Raw genomic sequence first — 12161 nt, 5'->3', positions numbered from 1 at the left:
TGATCTTTTGATCTTTTGTTCTTTCACTTGAGATTCAAGTGTTTAGGGGAAGATCGCAGCCTCGTTCCACTCGGCAGCTCCTACAGGCCCGGTGGGAGCAAGTCCCCCTCGCTCAATTCCAACCAGCACGATCCATCATGCGGATGGCTTCGGCCTGGCGCTTGCCTGCCACTTCCACCGGCAAGGTGTCGGCCTTGAACGTGCCCCAGGCGGCGACTTCCTTGGAGGGTTGCACTTTCGGGTTCGCCGGGAACTCCTGGTTGATGTCGGCAAAGATGCTTTGTGCTTCTGGCGTGGTCATCCATTCCACGAGCTTCTTCGCGGCGTCCGCATGCGGAGCGTACTGGGTCAAGCCAATGCCCGACAGGTTGATGTGCACGCCGCGATCGGCCTGGTTCGGCCAGAACAACTTGACCTTCAAGTCCGGCTTCTGCTGGTGCAGGCGACCGAAGTAATAGGTATTGACGATGCCGACGTCGCATTGACCCGCGTTGATCGCTTCCAGCAACGCCGTGTCGTCGGAGAACACGTCAGTGGACAGGTTCCTCACCCAACCCTTGAGGATTTCCTCGGTTTTTTCCGCCCCGTGGGTTTCGATCAGGGTCGCGGTCAGGGACTGGTTGTAGACCTTCTTCGACGTCCGCAGGCACAAGCGGCCTTCCCATTCCTTGCCCGCCAGCGCCTCATAAGTGGTCAACTCGCCCGGTTTGACCCGGTCGGTTGAATAGGCAATGGTCCGCGCCCGCAGGCTCAGGCCGGTCCAGGCATGGGAAGATGCGCGGTACTGAGGCGGGATGTTGGCGTCGATGACCGGCGAGGTGAAGGGCTGGAGAATGCCCATCTGCTCGGCTTGCCACAGGTTGCCGGCATCCACGGTGAGCAGCAGGTCGGCGGTGGCGTTTTCGCCTTCGGCCTTGATCCGCTGCATCAGTGGCGCTTCCTTGTCGGTGATGAACTTCACCGTCACGCCGGTCTTTTTGGTGTACGCGTCGAAAACCGGTTTGATCAACTCATCGATGCGCGAGGAATAGACCACCACCTCATCGGCGGCTTGAGCGGCGGTAGTGCCGATCAGCGCCAAGGCGAGGGCGGACAGCAGGCGTTTGGTTGCCGACATGGGAGCAGTCTCTGGTTGTTAACGAGGCGCAAATGATAAGGACTCACATTTGGCAGCTCAATCGAACAGTTGCCGGACACATTTCCAAATGTTGCATGGCGGTGATTGTTCCGGCCTTTTCGCGAGCAGGCTCGCTCCCACATTGACCTGTTTCCACCTAACCCTATGGGTATGGGGCTCAGGCCTTGGCCAACTCGGGCAAATCCCCAATCAACCCCAGCGCCTCGCGCACGAACAATGCCTTGGCCTCCGGCATGCGATCCACCAGTTTCAATCCGGTATTGCGCAACCAGCGCACCGGCAGCGGATCCGCCTGGAACAACCGCTCGAAGCCCTCCATCGCCGCCATCAGCGCCAGGTTATGAGGCATGCGCCTGCGTTCGTAGCGGCTCAATACTTTCACGTCCGCCAAGCGCTCGCCCCGTCCGGCCGCCTGCAGCAGCACTTCGGCCAGCACGGCGGCGTCGAGGAAGCCCAGGTTCACGCCCTGGCCAGCCAGAGGATGGATCGTATGGGCCGCGTCGCCAATCAACGCCAGCCCTTCGGCCACGTAGCGCTTGGCGTGGCGTTGGCGCAGCGGCACGCACAGGCGCGGGTCGGCATCGAGTACCGTGCCGAGCTGCCCTTCGAAGGCGCGTTCCAGTTCGCTGCGGAACCCAGCGTCATCGAGCGCCATCAAGCGCTGCGCCTCGCCCGGGGTCGTGGACCAGACGATGGAACACCAATCCTGCTGGCCATCGCGCGCAAGCGGCAGGAAGGCCAGCGGGCCGTTGTCGGTAAAACGCTGCCAGGCCGTCAATCGGTGGGGCTTGGCGGTGCGCACGCTGGTCACGATGGCGTGGTGCAGATAATCCCATTCGCGCGTGGCTACACCCGTCAGGCGGCGCACGGCAGAGTTCGCGCCGTCGGCGGCAATCACCAGCGGTGCCCGCAAGGTTCGGCCGTCAGCGAGGGTCAACAGCCAGTCATCACCGGAGCGGCGCATCTGCTCCAGCCGCGCGCTGGCCAGCAAGCCCAGGTCGCAATCATGCAGCCGGTCCAGCAAGGCATCTTGCACGACACGGTTCTCGACGATATGCCCCAGCACGTCGGCATGCAGGCTGGCGGCAGAAAAATGAATCTGCCCGGTGCCGCTGCCATCCCAGACGTGCATGTCGGTGTACAGGCTGGCGCGCCGTCCGGTGATGCCGTCCCAGACGCCAAGGCGTTCGAGAATCCGCTGGCTGGCCGCCGACAAGGCGCTGACCCTCGGCTCGAACGCAGCCTGTGGATCAAAGGGCTTGACGCTCATCGGGCTGCCGTCGAGCAACAGCACTTGCAGGCCACTGCCCTGCAACGCCAGCGCCAGGGCGCTGCCGACCATACCGGCGCCGACAATCAGCAGATCTGCACGCAATTCCATGCTTTAAGCCTGTGTAGCTGGCGACATGAGCCGCCCGTGAAAAAAATACCCCGGCTCACGCATCGGGACGGGTTCCCAGGCCCATGGCCTGGCGAGCGAACCAGCGTTTGGCCGGCGGCAACAGATCAAGGCCCAACAGGCCCAGATTGCGACCCACGGACACCAACGGCAGATCGCTGGCGAACAAGCGTGTCACCTGGTCGGAGAAGCCCACGGTCAGGGCCTGGTCCATCCGCTGGCGCTCACGATAGGCCTGCAGCACGGTGAAATCGCCAGGCGTGCTGTCGCTTTCCAGCAAGGCATCGGCCAAGGCTTGCGCATCGCGCAGGGACAGGTTGAACCCCTGCCCGGCGATCGGGTGCAGGCTATGGGCGGCATTGCCCAGGATCACCAGGTGCGGACGGACCTGTTCTTCAGCCTCCACCAGCGCCAAGGGGTAAAGATGCCGCGCGCCGACCTGCTTGAGCGCGCCCAGTCGATAGCCAAACACTTCCTGCAGTTCACTGAGGAAGCTGCGCTCGTCCAATGCCGCCAGGCGTTGCGCATCCATCCCCTGCCGGGTCCAGACCAACGCACAGCGATTCTCCGGGAGCGGCAACAGGGCCATCGGACCGTCATCGGTAAACCGTTCGAACGCCATGCCGTTATGGGCTTCGCCCGGCGTGATGTTGGCGATCAACGCACTCTGGTCATAAGGTCGGTTGCGCACCCCGACACCCAACTGCTCCCGCAGGCCGGAACGGCCACCATCGGCGAGCACTGCCAGGTCGCATTCGAGGACGGTTTCGTCGTCGAGGGTCAGGCGATAACCCTCGACTTGCGGCTCCATCCGAGTGACCTGCGCCGGACAGCGCCAACTGACGACCTCCGGATCCAAGCCCTGCCACAGGCACTGGCCGAGCCAGGCGTTTTCCACGACGTAGCCGAGGGCCGGCACGCCCTCTTCCATCGCGGACAGCCGCGCCGTGGAAAACCGTCCGCGATCGGACACGTGGATCTGCTTGATCGGCTCGGCGCGGCGGGAAACTTCCTGCCACAGGCCCAAGCGTTGATAGATCTGCCGCGCGCCGAATGAAAGGGCCGATGACCGCGCGTCATAGCTCGGCTGCCAGGTGTCGCCAGGCGCAAAGGGCTCGATCAGCATGATCTTCCAGCCCCGCGCCTTGGCACCGGCCTGAAGCGCCAGCGCAAGGCTTGCGCCGACGAGGCCGCCGCCGACAATTGCCACATTGACCCGGCTCATGCCGCCTGGGTCCGTGCAGCGGCCATCAGGGCCTCGATATCGGCGACCGTCCTGGGCAAGCCACGGGTCAGGACTTCACAACCGGTCTTGGTCACTACCACGTCATCCTCGATGCGCACCCCAATGCCGCGCCATTTCTTCGCTACGCTGCGGTTGTCTGGCGAAATGTAGATGCCCGGCTCCACCGTCAACGTCATGCCTGCTTCCAATACCCGCCATTCGCCACCGACCCGGTATTCGCCCACATCATGCACATCCATGCCCAGCCAATGGCCGGCGCGATGCATGTAGAACGCCCGGTAGGCTTCGCTGGCAATCAACTCGTCCACCGCGCCCTCAAGCAAGCCCAGGCGCACCAACCCTTCGGTAATGACCCGGACCGTCGCTTCATGGGCCTGGTTCCAGTGTTTGTCCGGCGCGATTTCGGCGAATGCCGCTTCCTGAGCGGCCAACACCACTTCGTAGATCGCCTTCTGCTCGGGCGAAAACGTGCCGCTTACCGGCCAGGTGCGGGTGATGTCGCTGGCGTAGCAATCGATTTCACAACCGGCATCGATCAACACCAGGTCGCCGTCCTTGAGCAGCGCGTCGTTCTGCTGGTAGTGCAGGATGCAGCTGTTGCGCCCCGCCGCGACGATGGAACCGTAGGCCGGCATTTTCGCGCCGCCCTTGCGGAATTCGTAATCGAGCTCGGCTTCCAGGCTGAACTCATACAGCCCGGGCCGCGCCGCCTGCATCGCCCGGATATGCGCCTGGGTCGAGATCCGCGCCGCTTCGCGCATCACTTTCACTTCCGCCGCCGATTTATACAGGCGCATGTCGTGCAGCAGATGATCCAGGGCAACGAATTCGTTCGGTGGCTGGGCGCCGAGGTTGGCCTTGGAACGGATCACATTGATCCACTCCATCAGGTGCCGATCGAATTCGGGGTTGCTGCCCATGGCCGAATACACCCGGTCGCGGCCTTCGATCAGGCCCGGCAGGATGTCGTCGATGTCGGTAATGGGGAATGCGTCGTCAGCACCATAATCACGGATCGCGCCTTCCTGGCCGGCGCGCAGGCCATCCCAAAGCTCACGTTCGGCGTTGCGTTCGCGGCAGAAGAGGATGTACTCGCCATGGGCCCGGCCGGGCATCAGCACGATGACCGCCTGCGGCTCGGGGAAGCCGCTGAGGTATTGGAAATCGCTGTCCTGGCGGTAGACATGCTCGACGTCGCGGTTGCGGATCGCAACGGCGGCGGCGGGCAGGATTGCGATGCTGTTGGGTTCCATCTGCGCCATCAAGGCCTTGCGGCGACGACTGTATTCCGATTTCGGGATATGAATCATGGGCAGGCGGTGTTCCCTTTCAAGCGATCAGTGCAGGGACGGCTTGGTGGCCGGCTCAGCGGTTTTCTTGGTCTCGGTAAACAATAGCAGTGGCGCGACCCGCAGGTATTCCATCACTTCCATGTAGTCGCTTTCGCCGTCGTCGGATTCTTCCAGGGCATCCTGGACCTGGGAGATGGCCGCCAGGTCCTGCAGCACTTCCTTGGCTTCATCGCTCAGCGCATATTCGCGGCGGGTCAGGCCGAAGCCGGCGAGGAAACCCTGGCACCACTGGCCCAGCGCGGCGGCGCGCTCACTCAACGGCGCATCGTCGGTCGGCAGTAGCAGGACGACGGTCATGTCATCGCTGGTCAACTCGCCCTTGACCATTTCCTGCAGGCCGATGAGCGCGTTGCGCACGTTGTCGGCAGGCTCGCCTTCGAGCATCTCGGCGGCGTCGGCCAGCCAGCCATCGGCGTCGAAACCGGCGCCGGCACAGCTGCGACCGAGCAGCAAGCCATGCAGTTCGGCGGGCGAGACAGGATGACCGCTGGTGCTCAGCAGGGTGGCGAATGCTTGATACGGGGAATTCTGAATGGGCATGGGCAGCTAGGCGCCAGACGGCGCTATGTCTAGAATGGAGGCCTTGTATCCTACATCGACAGACTCGCCAAGACCATTAAAGGCTGTGCGACCCTTATTCCCCATCAGACACAATCCTCAGTGGACACAATGGAAGACACCGACCTGCAAGCGCTGATGGCCAGACTCGAGCTGCTAATTGAACGGGTCGAGCAACTTAAGAGCCAAAACGGACTCTTATTAGCTCAGGAAAAAACCTGGCGCGAGGAACGCGCGCACCTCATTGAAAAAAACGAAATCGCCCGGCGTAAGGTCGAATCGATGATTTCGCGCCTCAAGGCCCTGGAGCAAGACTCATGAGTTCAAGCAATAGCGTCACCGTGCAGATCCTCGATAAAGAATATTCGATCATCTGCCCCCAGGAAGAGCGCAGCAACCTGGTGAGCGCCGCCCGTTACCTGGACGGCAAGATGCGCGAGATCCGCAGCAGCGGCAAAGTCATCGGCGCCGACCGCATCGCCGTGATGGCCGCCTTGAACATCACCCACGACCTGCTGCACCGCCAGGATACGCCTGATGTTCAGGTCAGCGGCTCGACCCGTGAACAGGTGCGCGACCTGCTGGATCGAGTGGATTTGGTGCTGGCCACTGATCCGGACGTCAGCAAGGGCTGATTCGCGAGGCTGCCTGGGGTATACTTGCGACACTCCCTGGGGTGCTTGCCAGTTGGTGATGTCCCTGAGCCGATACGCACAACCACGGGGGTTGCACGTTGGGGCCGGTGTGCATGTCCGCTTGACGGAAAGCCTTAACGCCTCCTGCAACTTCCACCTTGAACTTTCGGGTTCAAGGGCTAAGCCGACAGCGGTTCATCCGGGGAGCCTGATTCTCGACACAATGCCAGTCATCATGACTGGCATTGTCGTTTCTGGCTTTTGGCATTTCTGGTCCCTGCGTTTGCGGTTACGCTGTGGTGATGACACCGCCTCGTGAAGCCTCGATATGACCGAACCTGCGTTGCTGCCTCGCCCACAACTTCGACGCCTGCTGCGCCAGGCCCGTCGCGCACTGACGCCGGCCCAGCAGCGGGAAGCGGCACGCGGGCTCTACAGACAACTGGCCCAGCATCCGTTGTTTCGCCGTGCGAAGCACATTGCGCTCTACCTGCCCAACGACGGCGAGATCGACCCGCGCCTGCTGCTGCGTGCGGCCCAACGTCGAGGCAAGTCGACTTACCTGCCGGTGCTCAGTCCATGGCCACGGACCAAGATGGTGTTCCAGCGTATTCACGCCGGCGAAAAGATGCAGCCCAACCGCTTTCGTATCCCGGAACCGCGCAAGAATATCGCCCGGCAGCGCAAGGTCTGGACCCTGGACCTGGTGTTGGTGCCGCTGGTGGGATTCGATGACGCCGGAGGCCGGCTGGGCATGGGCGGCGGCTTCTATGATCGCAGCCTGGCGTACCTGGCGCGACGCAAGCAATGGCGCAAGCCAACGCTGTTGGGGCTGGCCCATGAATGCCAGAAAGTCGAACGATTGGCTCAGGCAAGCTGGGACGTGCCGCTGCAAGGAACGGTCAGCGACAAGCGATGGTATATCGCGGGATAGACGCCGCGGCGATCAGCGGCGCCCGGAAAGCGGGTTCAGCGTTTGAGCGATGGCGCGGGCTGGGTGATTTCCACCGGCGCATCAGTCTTGTTGGCCCATAGGCTCTGGGCGTAACCCGTGGTCACGACACCCAGGCCAAACAGAATGACCAGTATCCACAACAAATCCGGTTTGCGTTTCATCGATTGCCCCCCTCAAGGCATATCACACACGATGACAGCAGCGGTTTTCTTATTGGCCGTGCAGCAGCGTCAAGCTTGGAAGGCCGGCATTTTGCGGCAACCCGGACCCACACGCAAACTCTGGCGTCAACCGACTGTCGGTTTGTCATAAAATCGCTGAACTATTTTTATCCACATCGCCCAGGAGTAGAAATCATGGCCCATTGGCTGATGAAATCCGAGCCCGACGAACTGTCCATCCAGGGCTTGGAAAAGCTCGGCCAAGCGCGCTGGGACGGCGTTCGCAACTATCAGGCGCGCAATTTCCTGCGGGCCATGGCGGTGGGCGATACGTTCTTTTTCTACCATTCGAGCTGTCCCGAGCCAGGCATCGCCGGGATTGGCAAAATTGTCCAGGCCGCTTACCCCGACCCTACGGCCCTGGAGCCGGACAGCCACTATTTCGACCCCAAGGCCAGCCCGGAAAAAAATCCCTGGACTGCGATCGATGTCGCCCATATCGAGACGTTCCCACGCGTGCTCAAGCTCGACTACCTCAAACAGCAGGCCGCTCTTGCCGAGATGCCACTGGTGCAGAAAGGCTCGCGCCTGTCGGTGATGCCGGTGACGGCGGAGCAGTGGGCGGCGGTTATCGCGCTGAACCGTAAGTGATGCGGTGCCCACAGGCCGCTATCGCGAGCAAGCTCGCTCCCACAGTGGGCCTCCAGTGAACATATATTTTGTGAGCAACCGAGATCCCCTGTGGGAGCGAGCTTGCTCGCGAAGGGGCCCGCCCGGCCACCAAAAAAAGTTATTGAATGATCAGGTTGTTGAACAACAGATCCTCGACCATCGGCTTGCCGGTCTCGTCGTTCATGACCTGCTGGGCCTGCTTCAGCGCTTCCTGACGCAGCTTCTCCTTGGCCTCAAGGTTGTTCATCGTCTCGGTCGTCTGCTGGGCGAACAGTGCCACCAACTGGTTGCGAATCAACGGCTCGTTAGCCTTCACCGCTGCAGCGGCGGCGTCACCGGTTACGCGCAGGGCGACGTCGGCCTTGTAGACCTTCAGCTTGGCTGTACCGTCCAACCCATAATTCCCCACGAAGGGAGGGCTCAAGGTGATGTAACTGACTTTTGGCGCCTCGCCTTCTTTCGCTTCCTTGCCCTCTTCGGCCATCACTGCCACTGGCAGCGACAGGGCCAGCATCAACATGATCCACGCTTTCACATTCGACTCCTCATCCGGTTTGCGGCCCAGCATACCGACCCGCCGTCCAAGCACAAGCTTATGGCCGGCTATCAGGGCGGGACATGCTCGTTGACCCATTGACTCTCACACCTACACTTATCGGCCATCACTCCCAAAGGAATAGCCCTGATGAAAGCCGTGCTGTGCAAAGAATTCGGCCCCGCCGAATCGCTGGTGCTGGAAGACGTCGCCAGCCCCGTCGTGAAAAAGAACGAAGTGCTGCTGGACGTGCATGCCGCCGGGGTGAATTTTCCTGACACGCTGATCATCGAGGGTAAATATCAGTTCAAGCCGCCCTTCCCGTTTTCACCGGGGGGCGAGGCGGCGGGCGTGGTCCGTGAGGTCGGCGAAAAGGTCAGCCATCTGAAAACAGGTGACCGGGTCATGGCGCTGACCGGCTGGGGCAGCTTTGCCGAACAGGTGGCGGTTGCGGGCTACAACGTATTGCCGATTCCCTCGTCCATGGATTTCAACACGGCGGCCGCTTTCAGCATGACCTACGGCACGTCGATGCACGCTCTCAAGCAACGGGCCAACCTGCAACCGGGTGAAACCCTGCTGGTGCTTGGCGCTTCCGGCGGCGTCGGTCTGGCGGCGGTGGAAATCGGCAAGGCCATGGGTGCGCGCGTGATCGCTGCCGCCAGCAGCGCGGAAAAACTTGCCGTGGCCAAGGCCGCCGGCGCCGACGAGCTGATCAACTACACCGAAGCCAGCCTCAAGGACGAAATCAAGCGCCTCACCGACGGCCAGGGCGCCGACGTGATCTACGACCCGGTGGGCGGTGACCTGTTCGACCAGGCCGTGCGCGCTATCGCCTGGAACGGCAGGCTGTTGGTGGTCGGCTTCGCCAGCGGACGCATCCCCGAGCTACCGGTAAACCTGGCCTTGCTCAAGGGCGCCTCGGTGGTCGGCGTCTTCTGGGGATCCTTCGCCCAGCGCCAGCCCCAGGACAACGCGGCCAACTTCCAGCAACTGTTCGGCTGGTTCGCCGAAGGCAAGCTCAAGCCGCTGGTGTCGCAGGTGTATCCGCTGAGCAATGCCGCCCAGGCGATTAATGACCTGGGACAGCGCAAGGCGGTCGGCAAAGTGGTGGTCCAGGTTCGTTGATCGTTTACCTAACTGTCATACCGGGTCGAAGTCCTACGACCCGGTTCCGCCATTCCTATACCGCCCTCCATTTATACCTGAGCGACATGTTCGTAAAAGAACACTCGATCTCAAAAATTTCTCGTGTTTGCGGATGCGAACCGATGCTATTTTCGGTAACGAAACTGTAACATTCACATCCGCCGCCATAACAAGAAATCTGGAGCTCTTGAATGTTTGCTTTCTTTCGACCTGCCGCACACCAGGCAACCCTGCCTGAAGAAAAAATAGACAGCACCTACCGACGCCTGCGCTGGCAGATCTTCGCCGGGATTTTCATCGGCTATGCCGGTTATTACCTGCTGCGCAAGAACTTCTCCCTGGCGATGCCGTATCTCATCGACGAGGGCTACAGCCGTGGCCAGCTTGGCTTGGCCATGTCGGCCATCGCCATTGCCTATGGCTTGTCGAAGTTCTTGATGGGCCTGGTGTCCGACCGCTCCAACCCGCGCTATTTCCTACCGTTCGGCTTGCTGGTGTCCGCAGGGGTGATGTTCATTTTCGGCTTTGCGCCCTGGGCAACCTCCAGCGTGACGATGATGTTCATCCTGCTGTTCATCAACGGCTGGGCCCAAGGCATGGGCTGGCCGCCAAGCGGACGAACCATGGTGCACTGGTGGTCGCAGAAAGAACGCGGCGGCGTGGTGTCGGTGTGGAACGTGGCGCACAACGTCGGCGGCGGCCTGATCGGTCCGCTGTTCCTGCTGGGCATGGGCTGGTTCAATGATTGGCACTCGGCGTTCTATGTACCGGCTGCCGTGGCGCTTGCCGTTGCCGTATTCGCCTTCGTGACAATGCGCGACACCCCGCAATCGGTGGGCTTGCCGCCCATCGAGAAATACAAGAACGACTACCCGGAAGGCTACGACGCCAGCCACGAGAACGAATTCAGCGCCAAGGAAATCTTCGTCAAGTACGTGCTGCGCAACAAGATGCTCTGGTACATCGCCATGGCCAACGTGTTCGTTTATCTGCTGCGCTATGGCGTGCTGGACTGGGCGCCGACCTACCTCAAGGAAGCCAAGGGCTTCACCGTGGACAAGAGCTCCTGGGCCTACTTCTTCTACGAATGGGCCGGTATTCCGGGCACGCTGTTGTGCGGCTGGATGTCCGACAAGATCTTCCGTGGCAACCGTGGCCTGACCGGCATGGTGTTCATGGCCCTGGTGACCGTGGCAACGCTGGTGTACTGGCTGAACCCGGCCGGCAACCCGACCGTCGATATGATCGCCCTGGTTTCCATCGGCTTCCTGATCTATGGCCCGGTAATGTTGATCGGCTTGCAGGCACTAGAACTGGCGCCGAAAAAAGCCGCCGGTACCGCTGCGGGCTTCACCGGCCTGTTCGGGTATTTGGGTGGTTCAGTCGCGGCCAGTGCGGCCATGGGCTACACCGTGGACCACTTTGGTTGGAACGGCGGCTTTGTGCTGCTGGTCGGCGCCTGCCTGCTGGCGATGGCGTTCCTCGCGCCAACCCTGTGGCACAAGCAGATCGCCAGTCAGAGCCGCGAAGCGGTTGCCTGATCCAGGGCTGATCGACAGCGCTTGAGCCGCGCCTCCAGGTTCCGGTCTGGCATGGCGTGGCTGCGCAGGGCGTTGATGGTCTGCTCGACATAATCGCGAGTCGTGCCATAACGCCCGCAAGCGCTTTCAAACACCTGGCTCAGCACATGGTCCGGCAGATTGCCGGCATAGCTGGGCAGGTGTCGCTCCAGCACGAAGCCCAAGGCTTGTACCCGATTGCCATCCTCGAGACGGCAGGTCAGCCAGTGTGGACGATAAGAAGGGACGGGCATCTCGCGCTGCCACAGGGCGAACAGCGAATCCTCGAGATTTTCTTCGGGCAAGCGGTAGGCGAAACCACTGCAGGACCCGCCGCGATCCAATCCAAACACCAAACCCGGCAATTCCGGGGTGCCCCGGTGTTCGTGGGACCATAGATACAAGCCGCGATGATAACCATGGACCCGGCCACGCATCCGCTCCACCGCCGTGCATTCCGGACGCCAGATCAACGAACCGTAGGCGAACAGCCAGACCGGGCCGCCCTGGTGAAGGCTCATGGTCGATCGCATCGAGGCGAGCAATTGCTCACGGGTCAGTTGGGCACCCAGCTCGAGCCGGGGTGGGTACAGGGCGCAGGTTATGGCGGATTCGATAGCGGTCATGGCCGGTAGCGGATGGCTCCTCGCGGGAAAATAGAGCGTCATGGCGTTGACGTTTGTGAGGATCAAGGCAAGTTAAATGCCATTGCGCCCGCATATACGTTATCGGTATCTTGCCCGCAGGCTAAATACCGAAACGCAATATAGGAAGTTATATCGGGTGGATATGGGCTTCTGTG

The 12161-nt window shown here is 61.5% G+C and carries 14 protein-coding genes and 1 other RNA gene; 7 read left to right on the top strand and 8 right to left on the bottom strand.

Going from position 1 to position 12161, the window contains the following annotated elements; translation table 11 throughout:
• Positions 1–112: 112 nt before the first annotated feature.
• From OC610_RS11890 to OC610_RS11870, 5 genes are all read right to left on the bottom strand, one after another.
• Positions 113–1117 carry an extracellular solute-binding protein gene (locus OC610_RS11890; RefSeq protein WP_264427939.1) on the bottom strand — a complete coding sequence of 335 codons (1005 nt, stop codon included), beginning with the start codon at positions 1115–1117 and terminating at the stop codon, positions 113–115.
• Between the two features lie 178 nt (positions 1118–1295).
• Positions 1296–2513: a 2-octaprenyl-3-methyl-6-methoxy-1,4-benzoquinol hydroxylase gene (locus OC610_RS11885; protein ID WP_264427940.1), complete on the bottom strand. Its 1218-nt coding sequence runs from the start codon at positions 2511–2513 to the stop codon at positions 1296–1298.
• Positions 2514–2574: 61 nt separating this feature from the next.
• Positions 2575–3762, bottom strand: coding sequence for a 2-octaprenyl-6-methoxyphenyl hydroxylase (gene ubiH / locus OC610_RS11880; protein WP_264427938.1), 1188 nt, complete (start codon positions 3760–3762; stop codon positions 2575–2577).
• Positions 3759–5093 (bottom strand): Xaa-Pro aminopeptidase, encoded by a 1335-nt coding sequence (gene pepP, locus OC610_RS11875; protein ID WP_264427937.1) that lies wholly within the window; start codon positions 5091–5093, stop codon positions 3759–3761. The genes ubiH and pepP overlap by 4 nt, the downstream gene beginning before the upstream one ends.
• Before the next feature lie 27 nt (positions 5094–5120).
• Positions 5121–5675 carry a YecA/YgfB family protein gene (locus OC610_RS11870; RefSeq protein ID WP_264427936.1) on the bottom strand — a complete coding sequence of 185 codons (555 nt, stop codon included), beginning with the start codon at positions 5673–5675 and terminating at the stop codon, positions 5121–5123.
• A gap of 129 nt (positions 5676–5804) precedes the next feature.
• On the opposite strand from OC610_RS11870, the gene OC610_RS11865 reads away from it, so the two are divergent.
• The 4 genes from OC610_RS11865 to OC610_RS11850 all read left to right on the top strand — a co-directional run bounded on the left by OC610_RS11865 (position 5805) and on the right by OC610_RS11850 (position 7262).
• Positions 5805–6014, top strand: a complete 210-nt coding sequence (locus tag OC610_RS11865; RefSeq protein ID WP_030138125.1) for a TIGR02449 family protein — start codon at positions 5805–5807, stop codon at positions 6012–6014.
• Positions 6011–6328, top strand: a complete 318-nt coding sequence (locus OC610_RS11860) for a cell division protein ZapA (RefSeq protein WP_039590276.1) — start codon at positions 6011–6013, stop codon at positions 6326–6328. The genes OC610_RS11865 and OC610_RS11860 overlap by 4 nt, the downstream gene beginning before the upstream one ends.
• Positions 6329–6358: 30 nt before the next feature.
• Positions 6359–6538, top strand: a non-coding RNA gene (gene ssrS, locus OC610_RS11855) — 6S RNA.
• Between the two features lie 118 nt (positions 6539–6656).
• Entirely contained in the window at positions 6657–7262 is a 606-nt protein-coding gene (locus OC610_RS11850) for a 5-formyltetrahydrofolate cyclo-ligase (protein WP_264427934.1), read from the top strand.
• Between the two features lie 35 nt (positions 7263–7297).
• On the opposite strand, the gene OC610_RS11845 is transcribed toward OC610_RS11850, so the two are convergent.
• The gene (locus tag OC610_RS11845; protein WP_230147726.1) at positions 7298–7444 is read right to left on the bottom strand and encodes a hypothetical protein; all 147 of its coding nucleotides are present in this window, start codon (positions 7442–7444) and stop codon (positions 7298–7300) included.
• A 195-nt stretch (positions 7445–7639) separates the two neighbouring features.
• Here OC610_RS11845 and OC610_RS11840 point away from each other — a divergent pair, with 195 nt between their 5' ends.
• Entirely contained in the window at positions 7640–8095 is a 456-nt protein-coding gene (locus OC610_RS11840; protein ID WP_264427932.1) for an EVE domain-containing protein, read from the top strand.
• 139 nt (positions 8096–8234) lie between these two features.
• Here OC610_RS11840 and OC610_RS11835 read toward each other — a convergent pair whose 3' ends face one another.
• The gene (locus OC610_RS11835; RefSeq protein WP_264427931.1) at positions 8235–8651 is read right to left on the bottom strand and encodes a flagellar basal body-associated protein FliL; all 417 of its coding nucleotides are present in this window, start codon (positions 8649–8651) and stop codon (positions 8235–8237) included.
• 150 nt (positions 8652–8801) lie between these two features.
• Between OC610_RS11835 and OC610_RS11830 the strand changes: the two genes are divergently transcribed.
• Positions 8802–9779 carry an NADPH:quinone oxidoreductase family protein gene (locus OC610_RS11830; RefSeq protein WP_264427930.1) on the top strand — a complete coding sequence of 326 codons (978 nt, stop codon included), beginning with the start codon at positions 8802–8804 and terminating at the stop codon, positions 9777–9779.
• Positions 9780–9991: 212 nt separating this feature from the next.
• Positions 9992–11341, top strand: a complete 1350-nt coding sequence (glpT, locus tag OC610_RS11825) for a glycerol-3-phosphate transporter (RefSeq protein ID WP_264427928.1) — start codon at positions 9992–9994, stop codon at positions 11339–11341.
• Here glpT and OC610_RS11820 read toward each other — a convergent pair.
• On the bottom strand, positions 11317–11985 hold the full coding sequence (locus OC610_RS11820) for a gamma-glutamylcyclotransferase (RefSeq protein WP_264427927.1): 669 nt from the start codon (positions 11983–11985) through the stop codon (positions 11317–11319). The two genes, glpT and OC610_RS11820, sit on opposite strands and share 25 nt — an antisense overlap.
• Positions 11986–12161 lie beyond the last annotated feature (176 nt).

Source organism: Pseudomonas agronomica (assembly GCF_025917275.1).
Lineage (GTDB): Bacteria > Pseudomonadota > Gammaproteobacteria > Pseudomonadales > Pseudomonadaceae > Aquipseudomonas > Aquipseudomonas agronomica.
The sequence above is the reverse complement of the archived record's forward strand: the minus strand, read 5'-3'. Positions and strand labels throughout refer to the sequence as shown.